Below are 21,375 nucleotides of genomic sequence, written 5' to 3' on the forward strand. Positions count from 1 at the left end.
GGTCTGCATCGGCATCCGTGCCGCCTGCGGGCAGGGTGACGGTACTGCCGCCGGAGATGCTGAGCTGATTGGTAGCAGGGTTGAAGGAGATGTCCTGTAGCTCATTCATAGGGTCCGCATCTGCATCTTCCACCCCGTCCATGATTGGGCTTAGGTCTATCGTGTTCCCGTTTTCAATGGAAAGGTTGGTGCCATTCAGGCTGAGGTGCTGAGCATCTGTACCGGTAGGGAAATTTAGCGTAACGGTATTTCCATTCGTGAGGGTCAGGGTTTGCGTGGCTGGGTTATAGATTAGGTTTTGCAGCTCATCGGTAGGGTCACCGCCCCCACCGTTGCCAGCTGCTCCGGCGTAAATAGCATAAGGTACGGAGAGCAACTGAGAGGTGCCCAGGTTCATATAATTGGTCCCTCCATCGGGGTCAATGTCTACCTTGAGATAATAGGGATGGTTGGCCCAGTCGGCATTAGCAAAGGTGCCTGAGATGGGAAGCCCGCCGCCAATTTCAAGGTCAAATACACCAAGTGGGGAGGTAGTGACTACGTGGCGCTCGGCGTAGTCGATCAGTCCGGAGACGCCATCGCGCACCAGGCTGATGCGGACACCGAGGTTAACGCTTGTGTAGGGCTGGCCGGAAGCATCTCTGGCAACCGCTTGGAATTTGAATTTTTGAGGACTTTGCCCAAACAGCGGCAAAGCCAGGGCCAAAAAAGCCCCAAGTACTAAATACGGTTTCATGACTTTAAGGTTTGGTGTGGAAAAATCTATCTTCTGACCTTTAGGATGCGGAAGGTGCTTTGCTGTCCGTCCCGGTTGCGTAACTGCAGTAAGTAAGCGCCGGGCGGCAGACCCGTCAGGTCCAGTTGCTGCCCTTTTTGGAAGTGGGCTTCCCGAAAGAGTTCCTGCCCGGTGGCTGCCAATAGCCTGGCCTGAACGGGGGCGTCAGCAGCCCAATCGGCCTGTATATGGCTGGCTGTGGGATTTGGGAATACCCGCACTGTCCAGTCCCGGTAAGTTGCTTCCCGGGTTTCCACCACCAACTCATAATATATCTGATGGAAGCCCTCGGAAAGGGAAATCCCATTCTGAAAGCGAGACACGGCGACCTCTCCAACCGTCCAGTGCAGGTCGCCGAACAGGAGGTTGGTGTAATAGTCCCCGGCATTGCCAAATACAGTGCGGGGCATATCCTGGGCAGGAGCGGGTGGGCTGTACCCCATCAGCAATGCCACAAACGCCGCTGCTGATAAGGATTGCTGAATAACTGACATCATCTTGAAAGTTTTTAATTGGATTATCGCAATAGCAGGACTTCGCCGGAAGTCTCCCGGACTTGCCCGTGCTCAAATTCTATTTGCCCGTGGTAGAGGTAAAGCCCGGGCGGTAATGGTGCGCCATTCCGGCTGCCATCCCAGCGCAGTTGTGGTGCACCGGGCAGTGCAGGGCCGCTTTCAAACAGTTGCCCGCCCCAGCGGTCATAAATGTCCCAGCGCAATACCCGGACGACATTAGAGCCGAAGCCCGGCTCGAAATAATCGTTGTTCCCGTCCCCATTGGGCGAGAAAGCCGTGGGCAGGTATAGCCGGTAGCGGCTGGCTACGGCCAATGTGGTGTCCAGCGTGGCGGTACAGCCTTCCGGTGTAGTGGCGCGTACCCTGAATAGCCCACTCATCAAGGCCGTAAACTGAGTGGACGGGCAAGAGGCACAGCTAAACCGACCCGGGCCGGACCACTCGAATTGTGTATTGGCATTAGCCGCTGAAGCATTCAAAAAAAGGGTGTCGCCTGCGTTGAGCAGCCCGTCAGGCCAACCCGACCAGGAAAGGCTGATTTCCTCAGGTGCCTCCAGATAAATGGGCACCTCCGCGCTACAGCCGGCGGCATCTTGCACTTCTGCTACGTAGTCGCCGGGAGTGAGCCCTTCAAAGTGATTACCAGACTGCCAGTCCCCTCCGTTAAGCCGGTAGGCATAGGGTGGGGTGCCGCTTTCCACCCACGGAATACGCAACTGTCCGTCCTGGTCATCCGGGCAGTCCGGAGGAATAGCCGAAACATCAAAGAGCGGCTGACCGCTGATTACTGTGGCGCTTGCTTCGTACGGGCAACCCTGACTGTCGGAGAAAGAAACGGTATAGGTCCCTCCTGTCGTTATGGTAGCCGTAGCAGTGGTTGCGCCGTTGCTCCAGGCATAATCATTGTACCCGCCGGGTGCAGAAAGGGTAGTAGCCGCTCCTGCGCATATTTGTAAGGCTCCGGTTATAGCAAAGGTGTCGGGAGCCGCCACCTCAATATCGTAGGTGACGAGGCTATCGCAACCCGCTGTGGTTTCATACTGTAGCGTCAGCAGGGTATCGTTTGTCCAGGCCTTGCCCAGAAAGGTCTCTCCGTAGCATAAATGTTGGGTGAACCACTGCTCATAAACCGGATGGACAAACAAGAAGGCGTGGACCAGGCTGTCGCACCCACTTCCACCGGGCAGGGTAACGCTGTGGTTGCCCGGCTCGTAGAGTGGTGTCTGGCCGATGTATGCTGTATCACCTTGGCAGATGACTGGCGTCTGGTAAACCTCCACGGGCTGTTGTTCCAGCAGGCTCACTGTATTGGACAGGCTTGCACAGCCTGCGCCAGATTGGGCGACCGGGCTGTTAGCTCCTAATATTCGGTATTGAACGCCTTCAAGTGGGGGATCAATAGTCAGCGTAGGGGCCGTAGCACCGTTAACATCTACCCATGTGCTCCCGCCATCAAAGCTTTGTTGCCATTGCCAGGCTGGGTTGGAAAATAGGGTGTCTGCTCCATTCAGGGTGAGGATGGTGGTCTGCCCGTTGCAGAAGCGCACCGTATCCGGTAATTCCAGTATCGGCTGACAGTATTGAAGCTGTAAATTGTCTATCCCGAAGCCCGCCCCGTCCGCTACTATCCGGATCGTGCTCCATTGGGTGCCGGCAGGGATATCGAATGTCGCCTGATGTGCTTCCCAATTGCCGTTGGCGGGTAATTGGCCAGAGTTGTACACCTCCGTATTGTCAATGAAAAAGCTAATGGTTACCCCGTTTTCCATGCAGGCATCGCTGCTCAGGTTGATCAGGTCTGCGGAAAGGGTGTACCGGCCCTCCCCGCACCATTCCACTCCTTGTTCGATCACCGCCACCGGATCTGCTCCGGCATAAGCCGCCAGGAAGTAGCCCTCTTCTTCATTGCTGTTGTCCTGAATGATTATCCAGCAGGGAGGTCTGCCGGGCAGTGCAGTGGTGTTCATCAGGCTATAAGTACCGGGCACCCATGGCCCCGTGCTTTGATAGCTCAGTGCCGGTGACAGGAATGGGTCGCCCGGCTGTACAGGCTCCTGCCCGGCACCAAAGCTCTGAAAACCCAGCAGGTCGCCCGAAAGGGTGCCCCCGCATACGGTTTGGGCCAGGAGCCCGATCGGAGGCAGCAGGCACAGGGCGAGCAGTAGTTTATAGGATAAAGATGACATGGGTCTTAGGTGTTTGATCCTTTTGGGCATCCCTGAAGGACACAGTACGGACCGGGCTGGAACCGGTTCTTGGGTTCAGCCAATCCTTTCTGAGCAAGGGATACCGCTGTTAATCGGATGGTTGGAATAGCCTATTTTTACCTAAGCCGGCAGGGGCCAGACTCCGGCGACAACTGGTCTACCGTTAGTTCCTGATAGCCCGCCTGAATCTGCCCGCTGATCAGGTTATGGTCGGTAAAAGGCACACCGGGTTCCAAATTGACTGGCAACTGCCCAGGGGCTGCATATTCGTATAAATCCTGAGCCAGGCGGAAGTTGGCATAAAACCGGTTGCCATCGGTCCGGTAGATGCCATAGCCGCGCCTGACCTGCGGGTTGTTCATACCACTGACGTAAGTGTCTTGTTGCCGGAAAATAGAGCCAGGCACGGCAAATTCATAGGGCACGCTCCGGTGCATGAGTTCTATGGCATTATCCTCATCCGTTGCTGCTTGTACATTGATGGTTGGGCAGTCGTAATTAGCTTCTGCCTGTGGTGGATCCTGTGGGTTGAGGTCGTGCCCCATGCAGACGCAGACCATTTGCGGAGTGGCAAAAGCACCCACGAGCCCCATACTGGGCATGATCACGGTGGACCGCTCGTCCAGTCCCTGAGGGAAAGGGCTTGCCGGGCCTCCGGGCATTTGCAGGCGCAACTCATCTGAGGCGTAGGTATAGCTGCCGTTGAAGGAATAATTTTGGTGGGCATCAGTAGTAAGGAGCACCTGTAAGGTGTTGTCTGCTGCAAACAGGAAGTACCAGCTGAGCTGTGAGCCCAGGCGCCCGCAGTAGTACAGGGCACCGAAGGGTTGATTGGGCGTGAAGGGGAAGGCTTCGTCGATTGCATCTGCCAGCGCCGGTTCATTGGGAGCGTTGTTGCCGTTGCCGCCATCGGGTTCAGCCCTTTGCTTGTCGCAGGATGCCCACAGTAAAGGCAGGATAAGGATCCAAAGTAACTTTCTCATTGTTGATCGGATTTTGGTTAAATAGATTAAAAACTGCTGTAAGACCAGTCTTCGCCCATGATGTAGAAGCCCTCGCTGCTGCTGCCACTACCGGTGCCGGTGTAGAAGTTGCGGTAGAAGGTATTGCCATTGCCCCGGTTATAGCCGGAGGCGTTGCGCTGTACCTGCTGTGCCAGCACGGTCAGATTGCCCAGGGAGGGGCCGCCTTCCAGCCCTACATTGCCATAGGCATCGAGCCAGTAGCGGCCGGGCGTAATCGGCCCGGTGAGCTGTTCCCACTGTACCCGCTCACTTTGCGGGATTTGCCGGCCATTGATGAAGATACGCGTCTGCCCCCGGGAAACATTGGCCCGCATTTGCCCGCCCAGTGCAAGGCCCGCCATCATGCCGCCACGTGCCGGGCCGCCTTCCATGCCCCATAGCCCGCAGTAGGGATCGTACCAGTACCGCCCCGGCTGTATGTTTACCTGATAGTAAGCTTCGAGTTGCTGTACCGTTTGGGAGGCGAGTGCTTGCCCGTTGACGACTACGGCTTGCTGTGCCTGAATGGTGCTAACTGCTCCCATTGCCAGACAAAAGATAAATGGAATTAGCGCTTTCATACGATTGTGAGTTTGTTGTTGGGGGCAAGTTGCAGAGATTCACAGGACCCGGCTTTGCGCTATGTCCCAAATGTTTTGCGCTATGTGTCTTTTTGGTATAAGTGTTTGATATTCAGCGGTTAGATGAGCGGGTTGTGCACGTGTTTTTTATGGTGTTTTGCTGATATGTCGCGGTTTTGCACTTATGTAGCATAAGGGGATTAGCTGATCTGACTGGGCGGGTGCCCGAAGAGGTCCTTAAAAGAGCGGGAGAAATGCGCAAGATTGGGCATCCCAACCTGATGAGCTACTTCTGAAACGTTGCCGGCCTTAGCCTGCAGCAACCGATAGGCCTCCCGCAACCGGAGCGTTCGGACAAAAACAGAGGGCGACTGATCGGTGAGGGCTTTGATTTTGCGGTGGAGCTGGCTCCGGCTCATGCCTACCGCCCTGCCCAGGGCTTCGATGCTGAAGTCTTCTTCATCGAGTTGGCTCATCACTGCCTGCTCTACCTTTCGCAGGAATACCGCATCGGCTGGATTTTCAGCTTCTACCGGAGCGGGGCTATCCTTCAAAGATCTGGCAAACTTCTCCCGCAGCTGCCGCCGCTGTTGAATCAACTGCCCTACGCGGATGCGGAGCTCTTCGGCGTCGAAGGGTTTGGTCAGGTAGGCATCTGCGCCGGTGAGGAGCCCCGTGCGCACATCTTCCTGATCTGCCAGGGCGGTCAGCAGGATAACCGGGATGTGGCTGCTGCGCTCGTCAGTCTTGATAGCCCGGCAAAAGTCAAGCCCGTCCATGCCCGGCATGCGCACATCCGAAAGGATCAGGTCGGGCAGTTGCTCCTGCGCCATTTGCAGGCCGGTTTGCCCTTCTGCGGCTTCGATAATCTGGTATTGCTCCTGAAGTTGCTCGCAGATGTACTGACGGAGCTCCGGGTTGTCCTCGGTGATGAGGACCAGGGGTTGCCCGTTGTCAGGGCTTACGGGTGTAGCCTGAATGGCTGCTGTAGGTGCCGGGGCTTTCTGAAAAGGAATAGACAAGACGAAGCGGGTGCCGTGGCCCACCTTGCTTTCCACATGAATGTCCCCGCCCATGAAGTGGACCAGCTCCCGGGTCAGTGCCAGCCCGATGCCTGCGCCCTCTTGCCTGCCTTCGGGCTGGCCCTGGTAAAAGCGCTCGAAGATATGTGGCAGCTGTTCAGGAGAGATGCCAGGCCCGCTGTCTTGTACCTCTATGCGGGCCATGTATTGATCGCCATTGGGCTTCATCCGGAGCTTCAGGCTGACCTTTCCGCCATCGGGAGTGAACTTCAGGGCATTACCCAACAGGTTGTTCAGTACCTTTTCGATTTTGTCTGCATCAAGTATAACGGGGGCAGCCTCTTCAGGAAGGTCGGTATGCAGATGGATGCGCTTTTGCTCCGCCATGCTCTCAAATGCGGCAGCGGTGAGTGCGGTCATACGGGTGAGGTCATACTGCTCAAGCCGCTCAGGCATTGCCCCGCTTTCGAGTTTTGAAAGGTCGAGCATTTGGTCGGCAAGGTCGAGCAGGCGTTCGCCCTGCCGCCGCATTCTGGCCAGGGCATTGGGTTCTGCCTGTCGCTGTCCGGTTTCCATATCCCGTAGCGGCCCAAGCAGTAGGGTAAGCGGAGTACGGAACTCATGGCTGATGTTTGCAAAGAAGTTGGACTTTAGTTCGCTCAGTTCCCGCAGGCGATTGGCTTCTGCCTGTTGGAATTTGAGCTCAAGGGCGGTCTGCCGGGCTTGTTCCTGCTGACGTTTGCGCCAAAATAAGAAAGCCCCGCCGAGCAGCAGGAACCCCAGCAATCCTCCAAACAGCAATCGGTTGCGGCGGTTGGCTTCCTGCTCCAGTTCCAGTTGCTGCTGCGCAATCCGGGCTTCTTTTTCCTGTGTCTGATAGCGCACGGAGAGTTCTGACAGATCGCGTTGATGCCGCAGGGCTGTCAGGGAATCCTTGAGCTTTGTGAAGGTATCCAGCTGAGAAAAGGCCTGCTCAAATTCCCGGCTGTCCCTGTAAAGCCCGGATAAAAAGAGGTGGATGTTGCTTTCTTTTTCGAGGTCGCCAAAACTCTGTGCTACTGTCAGTGCCCGTTTTGCATAGTAAGCGCTGCTGTCCGGGTCGCCCAGTGCCCGTTTCATATCGGCAAGCGCGTAGAAGTTGTAGTACCGGCCTACCTTATTGGGGCCGAACCCGATACGCTCAGCCTGCTGGAAATGGTGCTGCGCCTTGGGATAGTCTTTAGCGTATAGGTAGACCGAAGCGAGGTTGTTGTGGATATTAGCAAGGTACTTGTCCTGCCCGTACTGCTCGGCGGCTTCCAGGGTAGCCCTGGCGTAGTGCAGCATGGAGTCGACTTCCTGCATTTGTTCGAAAAGTACTACAAACTGGTTGAGGGCAAAAATGATGTTGGGCGCCTCAGCAGCGCCCTTCCGGGCGTAAAACTGGTAAAAGGCATCGAGGTATTTCCGGGCCTGCCCGTATTCGCCCATATCCTGGTAGATGAGGCCGATTTCCAGCCGGGTGTCCATCCGCCGGCGGTCATCGCCCAACTCCTCGAAGCGCTCTAGTGCCTGCAGGAAGTAAGCCATAGCCTGCTGCAGCTCCCGCTTGTCATAAGCCGCAGCGCCCAGTTGGTAAAGGCTGCGGGCGGTGAGTGCGGGCGATTGCAGTTCTTCCGCCAGGGCATAAGCGCGACGGGCCCATTCCCATGCGGTATCAGTTTGCAGAAACGACCACTCGTCACAGAGGGCGAGGGCAGCTTCGATGCCTACGGAGTCCTTGTTATGCTGGTAAAAGACCTGCTCAAGGCTATCTGCTGCCTGGCTCTGGGCCACAAGCCAACCGGGCATCAGCACCCCGGCCAGGAAAAGTATCCGCAAATAGGCAAGTCTTGTCATCGGTGAGTGGGTAAGAAACTGTGAATTTAAGCAAGGTGGAGCCAATTTGCAACCCGGATGGGTTATTGGGTGCGTTCCAATGCACGGAGCAGCCACCGGCGTTCGGTCAGTGGGGTGGTGTTTTCAATAGCGGCCTTCAGGGTACGGGCGGTAGCCTTGTCTCCGGGCTTGAGCCGGAGCAATCGGAAGGTCAGCTGTACAATATTACGGTAGTTTTGCTGATGATAGCTCATTTTCCGTTTTCGGCGCAAAAAGCTGCGCATAGTCTGTAGGTGATACTCCAGCAAATCGTACTCGTCGAGTTCAAAATAGCACTTTAAGAGTAAAGTACGGGCGACCAGGTTATTAATAAAGTCCCGGTAATCGGCCTGCTGCAGATGGGTGATCGCCTGAGCGTAATCTTTTCGGGAAAAAGCCAGCCGGGCGGCATTAAGGCTATAGGCCGCCTGCCGCTGATGTGGGGCAAGCTTGGGCCGGTAGGTTTCGAGAAAATGGGCAGTCCAGTCCAATTCCTGAAGCCGCAGGGCGATGCCGGCGATGTTATTGTAGGTGAACCTCGAGAGTACCCCGTTTTCGAGCAGCAAGTCTGTTTCCAGCCCTTTTTTGTAGAGCTCCAGGGCTTCCCGCAGGTAGCTGTCGGCAGTACGGTTGATCTGCCGGATACAGTAGTTGATGCCCAGCAGGAAAAGGTCTCGCAGTTCTTCCACTGGGAAGTGCCCGATAATGCGGAACAGCCAGTCCCGGAACGCTTCGAAGTGAGCCGACTCCTCCGGTGCTTTCAGCATCCGGTAGCAGTTGAGGTAAATGGCTACGGCAGGCTGTTGGGTGTAGGCGGGCTTTAGAGCGAGCTCAATCAGCAGAGGCTCCAGGGCTACTTTGTACTCTGCCTTGTACACTGCTTCGTGCGCCAGGAGCCAGCAAGCCTGCCGGAGTTTCATGCTGAGAAAAGCCAGGGTCAGAGCGTCTTCCATGGCCTGTAAATTGTGCTCGCGGGTCCGTTCGCGACGCGCCTGATGCTGAAATAAGGCACGCTCCTGCCAGTACAAGGCGAGATGATGCTCCGGATGCTGAAGTGGTGTTTGCTCCAGGGCGCGTTGCTGCTGCCGGTAAGCTTTGGTGAAATGGCGGTCCAGCCCGCGTTGGCGGTAAGCATCCAAAAGCAGGTGGCGAGTGCTTTCCGGGCGGTTGTCCAGTTCCTGATGAAGCAAAAAGTCTTCCAGGCTGCGGTACAGATAGCTCTGTATCAACCGCAGTTGCTGATCGTTGTAGGGCGTATCCGGGAATAGCGCCTGCCAAACCGCTGCCTTGGAGGGCGGTTGTGGCTTTTTCAACAAACATTCGAACAGTGCCCTTAGGTCGGTCCGCTGATTGTGGTAAGGGGAAGCCAGCCACTTTTGGGCTTCCCGCTGTTCCTGTTTGCTAAAAGATTGGACCAGCTCGTACAGGTAGGTCGGCTGCATGGGCGGTTAATTTTGCATATGAAGTAGGAGATAATGCCAAGTTTAAACTACAATTTTTTTTCAAAATGCCTTTTTTTAAGCATCTAAAAAAGATATAGGGTTTAATTCTATTCTACAAATCACAAAAAATGCATTTGCCTTACCCGTGTTTTCTCCCAACATTTGTAACGTGAAATAAAACAAAACCGAATCCCATGCGAAATTTGACCCTGACGCTTGTAAGCCTCTTGTTTGGCGCTATGCCTGTCCTGGCACAGTGCAACCTGCAGATTGATACGGTGAGTATCGAGCACCCCTATTGCCCGGATACCCCCACCGGATGGATATTCCTGGCGGGGTCAGGAGGTACGCCGCCCTATGACTTTCAGTGGGACAACGGCTTTTCCGGGCCTGAGCAAAATGGCCTTCAGGCAGGTACTTACCAGGTGACCCTGGTGGACGGGGAAGGCTGTACGGCTGAAGAAACGATTGAGCTGTTGGCAGGGCTTACTGCGGATGCGGGGCCGGACCGGAAAGTCTTCTGTGAGCCTGGGGTCGAAATTGGCAGTTTACTTTCGGATCCAGCCCGTATCTGGATTACTGACGACCTGGCACCGATTGAGTTTGTTGATGGAAATGAAGTGCCTCTGGACTTCGAGCTGACCAATGGATACGTGGGTAGCAATCCGCCGACACCACCTTCCCCAAATAATCCCGATGTCCTGCAGTTGGTATTAGGAGGGGTACAGGCACAGGCTGGGGACCAGGTCTGCCTGCCTTTGACAATTGAAAACTTTGTTAATATTCTCGGAACATCCTTTACCCTAAATTACAACCCCGACTTCTTACAATTTTCCTCAATAGCCGATATCAACCCCGGATGGTCGGCGTTTTCAATAGATGACAATATGGGGCTTCCTGAGCCCTTTTCCTCGCTTCCGCAAGGCTTTATAAGTGTGAATTGGTTTCCGGAAGACCTTGCCCCGGTCACTCTGGCTAATGGAGATACACTGTTCCAGGTATGTTTTACCGTACTGGCCTCGCCTCCGGAGCTGGCTTTCCAGTGGGTTGGCCCCAATGGCTTCACCGACGAAACCCCGGCTACAACAGTTTCAGAAAGTGGGATTTATACCCTACGGGTTACAGATGAGAGCTTGCCCGATTGCTGGGCGGAAGATCAGGTGCAGGTGAATTTTGTAGATAGCCTTAAGGTGACGCTAGGGGATACCATTCAATATTGTGAAGGCCTTGAATATTTGCTAACCCCTGGAGTAGAGGGAGGCATTGGTGGAAAGGACTATATCTGGAGTAACGGCAGTACGAGTTCCTTTCAGGAAATTACGCCTACGCCCGGAGCAGTTTATGGCGTAACAGTAACCGATGATAGTGGCTGTGTCGGCCTCGACTCTGTGGTGCTCTTCCCGGCTGAAGCATTGGAGGCAACGAGCCCAAGTATATTGGAGTTTTGTGAGAATGATCCTTTCATCTTTGGAGCTACCGCTACCGGTGGTGTCCCTCCGTATACCTTTAGCTGGGACCCTGGCGGGACAGACAGTACTATTGTCATTGCTCAGTCTGGGAGTTATCATCTCACTGTTACCGACAGCAATGGCTGTGTTGCGTCCACCACCACTGAGGCAATAGCATTGCCTGCTGCCAATGTAGCGCTACCTTTTATTTTGGAGCGGTGCCCGGGTGACATCACTACCCTTACGCCCGAAGTGACCGGAGGGACGCCTCCGTTTATTTATGATTGGAATATCGGGGCCACGACCCCTTCGGTCACTGTGTCCCCTAGTCAATCCACTATTTATACCGTCTCCGTAACGAATGAGGCAGACGGTTGTGTGGGGGTGGGGCAAACGTTGATTGATGTCTCTGGGATCGATACGGACTTCAGCGTTTCGGATTGTAACGACAATGGAACGCCGGCTGATTTGTCTGATGATACCTTTACCTTTACGCTCACCGTTAGCGGAGGTAGTTCAGGAAGTTGGATAGCTGGAATAGGAGGAGAAGCCGAGTCTGGATTATATGATACAGAATACGTCTTTGGGCCATATCTGGTAGCAGAGGGAGATATACAGGTAGTCGTTAATGACATCAGCAATACCGACTGTACCGCTAGCTTTTTGGTAGCTGCACCGGAATGCACGCCTCCACCTTGTATCTTTGAGTTCGTCACAGCCAATATTCTGGACTGCAACGATAATGACACGCCGAATCAGCCCGATGACGACTATTATGATATCGAGTTCGTCGTTTCGAATAGTACTTCAGCTGGTGAAACCTACCTCTTGGAGCTTGAAAGTGGTGCCTACCAGGGTACCTACGGCAGCCCCTTACTGCTTGAAGAAGTCCCTTTACCAATTGGAGTTTATGATGTGCTGATTACGGATGATGCTGATCCGGAGTGCCAGGCCAGCAGTTCGGTAACAATAACAGGTTGTGGTATTGACTGTAATACGGAAGACTGGATTGTTAACTTCACCACCTTAGACGCCACCTGCTTCGGCACCGCCTCAGGCTGCGTGTCCGTAGAAGTATCCGGCGGTACGCCCCCTTACGTCTTTAACTGGAACTTTGGCGCCACTACTTCAGAGGTCTGTAATATGCCCGCTGGCGTCTACATTGTCTGGATCACAGATGCCAACGGATGCACGGTGGAAGAAATGGTGCTGATCAATGAGCCTCCGCCCTTGCAGGCTGTCATACAGGAAGAACAGGCCCCAAGCTGTGGCTCTTCTTCAGATGGTATACTGTCCGTGTTTGTCACCGGAGGCACACCGCCCTATACTTACAACTGGCCAGATGGAAGTGGCACTTCACCATGGATTGGTTTGCCATCTGGTAACTATACAGTGACCGTGACAGATGCCAACGATTGCTCCATCATTGTAAGCTACACGCTGGAGCCCGGACTTAACGCTGATGCTGGTCCTGAGCAAGAGCTCGACTGTGCCACTACGGCTGTTGTCCTGGAGGGCAGCGCCAGTATTGCCGGACCGGACATCTCCTACGCCTGGACTACTCTGGATGGAAATATCCTTTCGGGTGCCAATACCCTGAACCCATTGGTAGATGCCCCTGGAACCTACATCCTGATTGTGACGGACAATAGCCAGCCGGATTGTTTTTCAGAAGACCTGGTTATCGTTACCGAGGACCTCTACGAGCCCACCCTGATTGCGGATTTGATCAGCTGTGATTCTGCCAATCTTTTGTATGCTCCGGCACTGCCCGGAGGCAATCCCATCTGGACCTACCCGGATGGATCAACGGTATCGGGCCAAAATCCAACGGGTACCGCACAAAGTGGCATGCATCTTCTCTCCCTGACAAATACGGAGAATGGCTGCATTTACGAGGACAGTGTTCTGGTGCAACTCGATCCTCAAACCTGTACCACCCTAAAAGGCCGGTTGGTGCTGGATACCCTGACAGATTGTATTCCCATGCCCGAAGAGCCAGGCATCAACGGATGGCTGATAGCCATCAACAACGGGAATGAATTGTACTATGCCGTTAGCCAGGCCGATGGCAGCTACGAGCAGGAGGTGCCGGCCGGCAGTTATGAGGTTTATCCGCTGGTACCGGCCAGCTATTGGCTGGAATGCCAGGACAGTTATATGGTGGACCTGAGCGTACCAGGCAGTATGAGCACACTGGATATCCCAATGCAGGAGCAAGAAGCCTGCCCCGAGCTAACCGTAGACTTTAGTATGCCGCTCCTTCGGGCCTGTTGGACGCGGACGCTCCACATTCAATACTGCAATGAAGGCACGGCGACCGCAACAGATGCCTATGTAGAGGTGACGCTGGATGAGCTTTTTGACTTCCAGTCCGCTACGCTGCCCGTTGCTGGACAAGATGGGCAGACCTTCACCTTTAACCTTGGTGAGGTGCCGGCAAATGCCTGCGGCTACCTGGCGGTCAATTTTGTGGTCAGTTGTGATGCCGTGCTTGGTCAGTCCCTCTGCGCCCAGGCTAAAATTTACCCCAACGACCCCTGTGCACCTCCTGACCCGCTCTGGAACGGGGCAAGCCTGGCTGTGCAAAGCAGTTGCGTGGATGAAGAAGTCCGCTTCACCGTACAAAACATAGGCAGTGGTAATATGGAAGCCCCGGCTGCCTGTATTGTCATCGAAGACGGGGTGATGCTGCTCACCGCTCCGGACTCTCTGGAGTTGGAGGTAGGAGAGGCCTTTGAGTACAGCTTCCCTGCCAACGGTTCCACGTACCGGCTGGAGGTAGAACAAGTCCCCCTGCACCCGGGCAACAGTCAGCCGGTCTCCGTGGTGGAAGGCTGCGGCGAAAATGACGAGGGCAGCTTCAGCACGGGTTTCGTCAATCAGTTTGAGCTGGGCGATACCGATGAGTTCATAGACATCGAATGCCGGGAGGTCGTAGCTTCTTATGACCCCAACGATAAACATGGTTTCCCGAGAGGCTACGGAGAGGAGCATCTGATTGAGCCAGGCACTGCTCTGGAGTATCTGGTGAATTTTCAAAACACCGGCAACGATACGGCATTTTTGGTGGTGATCCGTGATACCATCTCCGAGCATCTCGACATCACTACGCTGCGCCCGGGGGCTTCCAGCCATGCCTATACCTGGGATATTGACGGAGACAATGTGTTGGTCTTCACTTATGAAAACATCCTCTTGCCCGACAGCACCACCAACCTGGAAGGCAGTCAGGGCTTTGTGGAATACAAAATAGAGCAGCGGAACGGCCTGCCTTTAGGAACCGTTATCGAAAACCGGGCTGCTATCTACTTTGACATCAACGATCCCATCATCACCAATACCACGGTGCATAAGCTTGGTATCGACTTCGTGGAAATCATCAGCGTGGCTTTGGACCTAACATTAGGCGGTGCGAAGGTCCGTATTGCACCGAACCCTGCACAGGAGTACGCATGGCTGACGTTAGAAGGCTGGCCTGCCGGGGCACGGACCTTGGAGCTGTTCAACAGTCAGGGCCAGACCGTTCTGACGCAGGCTTTTTCAGGCGATCAGCTACAGTTGAATCGGGCTGCTTTGCAATCGGGCTTGTACTTTTTCCGGATCAGGACTGTTGAAGGGCATCAAGCCAGCGGACGGCTGATTTGGGGGCAGTAAAACTTGACCGCTGAAGTGTTGGTGGAGGCAGGGTTATTGGTTAAGGCCATAGCCCTCCCAAATCTTGGCCCCTTCCAATACAACCCGCCCTCCGGCATTGCTCCAAAGGTACACCTGTACGTAGTCACCTGTCTGAAGCCCCTCCGGCCATCGAAAATAAAGTGTTGCGGTTTGAACAGGCTGCCAGGCCTGGTGGTAATCATCGAGCGGTAGCCCCTTCCAGTGGACGGTCTCTCCATCCCGATTGACATCAAAAACGAGGGTGCCGCCTTGCCCGGCTTCGAAGTGGGCTTCCAGGTCAATGCGCAGCCAATCCGGGGAGCGGTGGGCAATGGTATCCGATAGTGTGGCGGACCATAGGTTGGCGTACGGATTTTCGGCATCAGCTTCCTGTGCTTGTTGGGATGACCAAACCTGTCTTCTTTCCAAGAGGCGGGGCTGTGCCCTGTAAGTGTGGTAGCCCCTTAGGCTATCGCGAAAATCAAACGTGTATTCCATTCCAGCCAGCGAGAGGTTTTCCGGGCCTAATGAGTCGGGTTGTAATAGGACAAAGGGCTGCTGCTGCCGAAGGAAGGTGCTCAGGTCTCCGAGCTTAGCTGGCTGGGCTTTCAGAGACAGGGCAGGCTGGTCCGGTGGCAGGCTGCCCGGCAAAAGCCCCTGAGCAATCAGCCGAATTGTGGTGTCTGGGAGTAATTGCTGAAGGGTGCCCCGAATAGCAGGATCAATCCTCAACCGGATCGGTGTGTGGTAGGACAATTGTCCACGGTAACTGATGATCTCGCCATTTGCGTAAGCGGCCTCCCTCATCAAGCGCAAAGGGCGGCTGCTGAAAATATCTACAGTATCATGCCGGTTCAGGAGCGAGTCCACATTGGCATCCTGAAGATAGGGAATACCCTCAGCCTCCAGAAAGTACCGCAGCCCGTGGGGTTCGCAGCCTACAATGCCTACCGGTATACCGGGGTAAAAGTAATCGTCTTTATACAAGTCTACCTCCCGCTGCGGCCGGTAATGCCAGGAATAGTACTGATGGGTGAGCCCCTGAGAGCGGCCGCCGAGTTTGATGTCGGCCATCATCTGCGCACTGCTCTCGCTCCAGCCCTGGAAGACTTGGAAAACGCCATACCCCGCCACCAAAAGCACGGCTACGACCCCTTGCCAGCGAAACCGCGGCAGTTCCCTGACTTCTGCGGCAATACCGACGGACAACAACAGGGCAAAAACCGGTACCAACGGGATGAAGATCCGCTTTGGAGCGGCGTTGCCCAGGATGTACACCAGCAAAAAGGGTAGGACAAGCACCGTAAGCAGCAGCAGGGCGCTTTGAGCCTGAGGCAGCCAATGCCTTCGCCCCAGCGCATACCCGAGCAACGCAAAGGGCAACAGCCACCATCGGCCACCCATAAAATCGCCCAGCACTACCGGGGCATAGTAGGTCAGGTTGCTCCACTTGAAGGGCTCGTAGGTGACATAGGGATTATTGAAGACCTGCCCGAAAACCGGTACGTAGGCCAGCAGGGCAAGCTTCAGCCCAATGGCGGTGAGCAGGGCAACCTGAAAAGCTTTATTGCGCAAATGCAGCCCGTTGTGGAGCATATGCCGCACCCAGAATATTCCCCAAAACAGTCCAACCGCCAGGATGAAGTACAGATTGGACGGTAACGTGTACATCAGCGCACCCGCTGAGCCAATGATGCCAAAAGCTGCCCCCCGGCTCCTTTTTTCGTGAAAGCTAAGTGTACTGTACAACAACCCCAAAAGCCAGAGTGCACTTAAACCATACCCACGGATTTGAAGCGCAAAATTGAGGTAGGGCAGGGTAGTAGCGGTAATGGCAACGGCAAGCAGCCCGGTCAGCAGGCTGAAAAAGCGCGCGCCCAGCTTCCAGGTGCCCCAAAGCGTTAGCCCGGCGTAGACGAACATCAGCCCGCGCAGCTTTTCAGGGCTTTGCAGCAGGGTAAGAAAGTCCGTTTCGCCAATCAGCAGGAGGTAGAGGCGGTTGAGCGCATTGAAAAGGATGTGGTTGTTGGGCACATGATAGTCCGTCAGTACAGCCGCGAAGGATGCACAGGCAAAGTAGCGGAGGGTGTAGAGCTCGTCGTTCCAGAAGTCCAGGGCTAGGTAGCGCCATTGCAATACGGTGTAGAGCAGCAACAGCAGCATAAAAATTCCCGTGGACGTCCCCTTCTTTAGCATGTGGCCAACTTATTGAAACCGCAAATTACTAACTTCCGAGCAGACTGGATGAGCAGGGCCGTAAACAGAAAACCGGAGCCCCACCCGTGGGTAGAACTCCGGTTTCGTAACCTAAAACGTTTGTGCAATTAATTAAATTAGTCCCGGTTCGGCTGTGGCGTCAGGCGCAGGTAGGGCTTGACTTCCTTGAAGCCTTTCGGGAATTTATCTTTCGCATCTTCACTGGAAATGGCAGGCGAGATCACCACTTCCTGCCCATCTTCCCAATCTACCGGCGTCGCTACGCTGTAGTTGTCGGTCAGTTGCAGGGAGTCGATCACGCGCAGGATTTCGTGAAAGTTCCGGCCGGTTGATGGCGGGTAAGTCAGCGTCAGGCGGATCTTTTTATTTGGATCGATTACAAAAACAGAACGTACCGTGAATTTCTGGTCCGCTTCCGGGTGGATCATATCGTAAGCCACAGCGACTTTTTTGTCGGAGTCCGCGATAATGGGGAAGTTCATCTTTACATTCTGCGTTTCCTCAATATCGCTGAGCCACTTCATGTGGTCCTCGATCGGGTCTACGCTCAGGGCGATCACCTTGGCGTTGCGCTTGGCAAACTCTTCCTTGAGCGCTGCGGTACGGCCCAGTTCAGTGGTACAAACAGGCGTAAAATCTGCAGGATGAGAATACAGTACGCCCCAGCTGTCTCCGAGCCATTCGTGAAAATCAATTTCACCTTCGGTAGTTTGAGCTTTGAAGTTAGGTGCTTCTTCTCCTAATCTGAGTGACATAGGTTATATCGTTTTTGGTGGTTAAGAGTTACGTTTGCAAAATAAAATAAAAGCAGAGGCTATTTCAGTGATGCTCGTCACGGCCGGGTCATAATCTTTCCGTTCCCGGCAGGGCCTCCACCGGGCGGAAGCCAAAGCCATTTTTGGACTGCTCCCGCAGGCGGTATTTCCGTTTTCTATCAATAGCAACGGTTCCTTCCAGGAAGGGTTGAGCCAGGCGGCTGATTTCGGCAAATTCAATGAGAAAACCATCGTGGCCGTAGGTGCTGTCGATGAGCTCGAGCTGTGCCTGTGGTATGTGCATAGCCAGCCTGGCCTGCTCCTCGACTGGGAACAATACATCGGAGTGGATGCCAATGACTAGTGCTTTGGCTTTGATGCGCTCCAGGGCCTGCTCGATACCGCCCCGTCCGCGCCCCAGGTTGTGGCTGTCCATCGCCCGGCTAAGGGTGAGATACGAAAGTACATCAAAGCGGTCCACTAGCTTTTGTCCCTGATAGCGTTGGTAGGAAGCGGCTTTGAAATCACTGCGGACCTCATCGCTGTCCTCTTCCTGCGAATTTTGATAGGTCCGGTAATTGCGGTAGGAAAGCATGGCTACTGCCCGGGCTGCTGCCAAACCAGCCGCACCGGCATTTTCCGCATTGGTGTAAAGCGTGGGGTCTGCCTCGATGGCCATGCGTTGGGCCTCATTGAAGGCGATGCCCCAGGGAGAATGCTTCGCGTTGGTGGCCAACACACAGATGCTACGGAATAAACCGGGGTCTGTGACGGCCCATTCCAATAACTGCTGCCCGCCCATTGAGCCGCCTATGCCAAACTGAATCCGGCTGATGCCCAGGTGCTTCTGCAAATGTTGGTGAGCTTTGACCATATCCCGCACAGTGAGGTGTGGGAAGTCTTTGCCGTAAGGTGCGCCGGTTGCCGGGTTGATGCTGCGGGCATTGGTGGAGCCGTAGCAGGAGCCCAGCATATTGGCACATACGATAAAGTACCGGTCTGGATCGAGCAGCTTGCCCGAGCCAAAAAGGCCCGGCCACCATTCTTCTACCGCAGCATTAGCCGTGAGGGCATGGAAGACCCAGATGACGTTGTCCTTTTTATCCGAAAGCGTGCCATAGGTTTTATAGCCGATTTGGACGCCCTCAAGTTGGGCGCCGTTTTCCAGTTTCAGTGGTTCCGCGATGGTCAGGTATTTCAAGGTCGTGTTGTTTTGCATCAGGAAAAAAGAGGTGGGGGCACATGGCCCCCAAAATAAATTATGCCAGCACCGGGTCGCCTGCTTCGATTTTGGCGAAAGCCTGCTCGAAATCGCCCCGGATGTCATCAATGTGCTCAATGCCCACTGAAACGCGCAGCAGGTTGGGCAGTACGCCCGCCGCCAGTTGCGCTTCCTCGCTCAGCTGTTGGTGCGTCGTGGCAGAGGGCTGAATGATGAGGGTCTTGGCATCACCCACATTGGCCAGGTGGCTGACCAGTTGCAGGCTGTCCACAAACTTCGTTGCATTCTCCTTGCTGCCTTTGATGGTGAAGGACAGGACACCGCCAAAGCCATGTTGCAGGTACTTTTTTGCATTAGCATGTGAAGGGCTGCTCTCCAGGCCAGCGTAGTTGACATGGTCCACCTTGGGGTGTTTTTCCAGCCATTGGGCCAGCTCCAGAGCGTTGTCTACAGTGCGCTGTACACGCAGGCTTAGCGTTTCCAGGCCTTGCAGCAACAGGAAGGCATTGAACGGGCTAAGTGCAGGGCCATAGTCGCGAAGCCCTTCCACCCGCGCCCGGATCGCGAACGCGATATTACCGAAAGGCCCTTCTGCACCGAAGACGTCTCCAAAGACCAGCCCGTGATAGCCTTCGCTCGGCTCAGAAAACTGCGGGTACTTGCCGTTGCTCCAGTTGTAGTTGCCGCCGTCGACGATCACACCGCCAATGCTTGTGCCGTGCCCGCCAATCCACTTGGTCGCTGACTGCACCACGATGTTTGCGCCGTGGTCGAGGGGCCGGAAGATATAACCACAAGCGCCAAAGGTATTGTCCACCACGAGTGGGATGTCATACTTCTTCGCTACCGCCGCGATGCCCTCAAAGTCCGGCACGTTGAAGCTCGGGTTGCCAATGGCCTCCACGTATAGGGCCTTGGTATTTTCATCGATTAGCTTTTCGTAAGCTTCCGGCGATTCGTCGGCTACAAAGTGGGCCTCGATGCCCAGGCGCTTGAAGTTGACCTTGAACTGATTGTAGGTGCCGCCGTAAAGGTTGGCGCTGCTGACCAGGTTGTCGCCGGTTTCCAGAATGTTGGACAGTGCGATGAACTGAGCGGCCTGCCCGGAGGCCACCGCCACCGCAGCCACGCCACCTTCGAGCGCTGCGATGCGCTTCTCCAGCACATCCACCGTAGGGTTCATAATGCGGGAATAGATATTGCCAAACTCCTTGAGCGCAAATAAATTGGCTCCGTGCTCAGAGTCTTTGAACGTATAGGACGTAGTCTGATAAATCGGTACTGCACGTGAGCGGGTGGTACCTTCTACTTCTTCCTGCCCAGCGTGAAGCTGAAGCGTTTCATAACGATAGTCTGACATGGCTAATGCAAATTTTATAGCGTAATGGTAATATTTGAAAACAAACAGATAAAGCCAGCCGGGACTGCCCGGAAGGCAGCACAGCAGTAGCGGTTCATCCTGTATAGGGATACAGGATCAACAACAACACATACAACAGCGCATCAAAGGGTGCACAGGTGTAAGGTTCGGTACAGTAGCAGGTAGTAATGTGGAAATGTGAAATGAAGACATTGGATACTCTGATTTTATTTTTCCAATCGCTGCCAGAGGCAACATTTTTTGGCGGGAATTGGCACCTTTCACTTTCGTGCGGTTGCCAGGGTTTCACAGAGCCCGATCTCTCCACCCTTCTTCATAAAATCGCTTCCAAACAGAGGGCTTTCCTCTTAGAAGAGATTGTTGAACACAAATCTATGTAAAATTTTGGTACGATGCCAGTATTTTTTGAAACCCACCGTCTAATTAGCTCATTGTCAGGGATAAAAAATAAAATAAAATCTATGGGATTTATAGGTTTTTATTTTTATGCTGCTCTTTGTAATTAATAGTTGGGTTTTGATGTTGTTTAGGAGAGCGATGCGGCCGTCTACGCAGACCCCCATAATTAATTGAAACAGAACTAAATGTAGGTTGAGAACCTACAAGAATACCAGATGAAGGCAACTGGTTTGAGCTATCTTCAGAAAGATATCAATAGGAATTATCAATAAAATTGACTTTTTATGTTAACTTTTTTATTTTTAAGTGATAAAGGTGCGTCATAAATCATCTGGAGAGCTCATTGGGGCAAGAGTAGAACCAGTAGAAGGAAAAGATTGGGCAAATATCGAGAAAAACAATGCATTCCAATTTGACCGGAACCTCGAAAAGCGCCATGAAACCTATAAAATCAGATTGGATTCAGATGAAGAGATACTCGGCTTAATTTCATTTAAAGACATTCCGGGAGAGTTTAGAATCCACATTTGTTTGATTGAAGTGAACCGCAGAGATGTGGGAAGGAAGAAAAGGTACGATCACCTGGCTGGTTGTCTTCTTGCATTTGCTTGTGAACAGTCCTTCAAGAGGGATTATGAAGGATACGTTTCTTTGCGGTCAAAAACAGAGTTAATCGGACATTATGTGTCCAAATACGGCTTCCGGCAATTAGGCAAAAACTTGTTTGTTGAACTGGCAGACGCTGAGCGTTTAATTCACTGACCTTACGCAAAGAATAATTCCAAGAGTCAAAACTTCATAGCTATGTTCAGCTGAGCCACCCTTGTATGGTCTCCAAACAAGTTTTTGTGGCA

General features: G+C 53.9%; 12 protein-coding genes, 1 pseudogene and 1 riboswitch. Of the genes and pseudogenes, 2 read left to right on the forward strand and 11 right to left on the reverse strand.

Annotated features, from left to right (window positions below; all coding sequences use genetic code 11):
* The 7 genes and pseudogenes from MRY86_RS21200 to MRY86_RS21230 all read right to left on the reverse strand — a co-directional run.
* Window positions 1-736 (reverse strand): annotated as a pseudogene (locus MRY86_RS21200) (hypothetical protein); the annotation flags it as partial.
* 26 nt (window positions 737-762) lie between these two features.
* The gene (locus MRY86_RS21205; protein ID WP_293564791.1) at window positions 763-1,272 is read right to left on the reverse strand and encodes a T9SS type A sorting domain-containing protein; all 510 of its coding nucleotides are present in this window, start codon (window positions 1,270-1,272) and stop codon (window positions 763-765) included.
* 20 nt (window positions 1,273-1,292) lie between these two features.
* Complete coding sequence (locus MRY86_RS21210; RefSeq protein ID WP_293564793.1) at window positions 1,293-3,476, reverse strand: gliding motility-associated C-terminal domain-containing protein; 2,184 nt, start codon at window positions 3,474-3,476, stop codon at window positions 1,293-1,295.
* A 137-nt stretch (window positions 3,477-3,613) separates the two neighbouring features.
* Complete coding sequence (locus MRY86_RS21215; protein WP_293564794.1) at window positions 3,614-4,480, reverse strand: hypothetical protein; 867 nt, start codon at window positions 4,478-4,480, stop codon at window positions 3,614-3,616.
* Between the two features lie 26 nt (window positions 4,481-4,506).
* A complete protein-coding gene (locus MRY86_RS21220; protein WP_293564795.1) occupies window positions 4,507-5,082 on the reverse strand; it encodes a hypothetical protein in 576 nt (191 codons plus the stop codon).
* A gap of 200 nt (window positions 5,083-5,282) precedes the next feature.
* Window positions 5,283-7,982 (reverse strand): ATP-binding protein, encoded by a 2,700-nt coding sequence (locus MRY86_RS21225; RefSeq protein ID WP_293564797.1) that lies wholly within the window; start codon window positions 7,980-7,982, stop codon window positions 5,283-5,285.
* Between the two features lie 62 nt (window positions 7,983-8,044).
* Window positions 8,045-9,442, reverse strand: a complete 1,398-nt coding sequence (locus MRY86_RS21230) for a hypothetical protein (protein WP_293564799.1) — start codon at window positions 9,440-9,442, stop codon at window positions 8,045-8,047.
* A 194-nt stretch (window positions 9,443-9,636) separates the two neighbouring features.
* Here MRY86_RS21230 and MRY86_RS21235 point away from each other — a divergent pair, with 194 nt between their 5' ends.
* Window positions 9,637-14,547, forward strand: a complete 4,911-nt coding sequence (locus tag MRY86_RS21235) for a T9SS type A sorting domain-containing protein (RefSeq protein WP_293564801.1) — start codon at window positions 9,637-9,639, stop codon at window positions 14,545-14,547.
* 33 nt (window positions 14,548-14,580) lie between these two features.
* Here MRY86_RS21235 and MRY86_RS21240 read toward each other — a convergent pair whose 3' ends face one another.
* The 4 genes from MRY86_RS21240 to MRY86_RS21255 all read right to left on the reverse strand — a co-directional run bounded on the left by MRY86_RS21240 (window position 14,581) and on the right by MRY86_RS21255 (window position 20,101).
* The gene (locus tag MRY86_RS21240; RefSeq protein ID WP_293564803.1) at window positions 14,581-16,743 is read right to left on the reverse strand and encodes a hypothetical protein; all 2,163 of its coding nucleotides are present in this window, start codon (window positions 16,741-16,743) and stop codon (window positions 14,581-14,583) included.
* A 137-nt stretch (window positions 16,744-16,880) separates the two neighbouring features.
* Window positions 16,881-17,519: a peroxiredoxin gene (locus tag MRY86_RS21245; protein WP_044150018.1), complete on the reverse strand. Its 639-nt coding sequence runs from the start codon at window positions 17,517-17,519 to the stop codon at window positions 16,881-16,883.
* 88 nt (window positions 17,520-17,607) lie between these two features.
* Window positions 17,608-18,720: a homoserine O-acetyltransferase gene (gene metX, locus MRY86_RS21250; protein WP_293564806.1), complete on the reverse strand. Its 1,113-nt coding sequence runs from the start codon at window positions 18,718-18,720 to the stop codon at window positions 17,608-17,610.
* A 58-nt stretch (window positions 18,721-18,778) separates the two neighbouring features.
* On the reverse strand, window positions 18,779-20,101 hold the full coding sequence (locus MRY86_RS21255; RefSeq protein WP_293564808.1) for an O-acetylhomoserine aminocarboxypropyltransferase/cysteine synthase: 1,323 nt from the start codon (window positions 20,099-20,101) through the stop codon (window positions 18,779-18,781).
* 224 nt (window positions 20,102-20,325) lie between these two features.
* A riboswitch (SAM riboswitch) is annotated at window positions 20,326-20,444 on the reverse strand.
* A gap of 392 nt (window positions 20,445-20,836) precedes the next feature.
* Between MRY86_RS21255 and MRY86_RS21260 the strand changes: the two genes are divergently transcribed.
* On the forward strand, window positions 20,837-21,283 hold the full coding sequence (locus MRY86_RS21260; protein ID WP_293564810.1) for a hypothetical protein: 447 nt from the start codon (window positions 20,837-20,839) through the stop codon (window positions 21,281-21,283).
* Window positions 21,284-21,375: the final 92 nt, after the last annotated feature.

This window comes from Phaeodactylibacter sp., assembly GCF_022763345.1.
Taxonomy (GTDB): Bacteria; Bacteroidota; Bacteroidia; order Chitinophagales; family Saprospiraceae; genus Phaeodactylibacter.

Coding starts and splice junctions, on each gene's coding strand:
- MRY86_RS21230 (WP_293564799.1), bottom strand. CDS start 9,442: ATGCAGCCGACCTACCTGTACGAGCTGGTCCAATCTTTTAGCAAACAG.
- MRY86_RS21255 (WP_293564808.1), bottom strand. CDS start 20,101: ATGTCAGACTATCGTTATGAAACGCTTCAGCTTCACGCTGGGCAGGAA.
- MRY86_RS21225 (WP_293564797.1), bottom strand. CDS start 7,982: ATGACAAGACTTGCCTATTTGCGGATACTTTTCCTGGCCGGGGTGCTG.
- MRY86_RS21240 (WP_293564803.1), bottom strand. CDS start 16,743: ATGCTAAAGAAGGGGACGTCCACGGGAATTTTTATGCTGCTGTTGCTG.
- MRY86_RS21235 (WP_293564801.1), top strand. CDS start 9,637: ATGCGAAATTTGACCCTGACGCTTGTAAGCCTCTTGTTTGGCGCTATG.
- MRY86_RS21215 (WP_293564794.1), bottom strand. CDS start 4,480: ATGAGAAAGTTACTTTGGATCCTTATCCTGCCTTTACTGTGGGCATCC.
- MRY86_RS21245 (WP_044150018.1), bottom strand. CDS start 17,519: ATGTCACTCAGATTAGGAGAAGAAGCACCTAACTTCAAAGCTCAAACT.
- MRY86_RS21205 (WP_293564791.1), bottom strand. CDS start 1,272: ATGATGTCAGTTATTCAGCAATCCTTATCAGCAGCGGCGTTTGTGGCA.
- MRY86_RS21220 (WP_293564795.1), bottom strand. CDS start 5,082: ATGAAAGCGCTAATTCCATTTATCTTTTGTCTGGCAATGGGAGCAGTT.
- MRY86_RS21210 (WP_293564793.1), bottom strand. CDS start 3,476: ATGTCATCTTTATCCTATAAACTACTGCTCGCCCTGTGCCTGCTGCCT.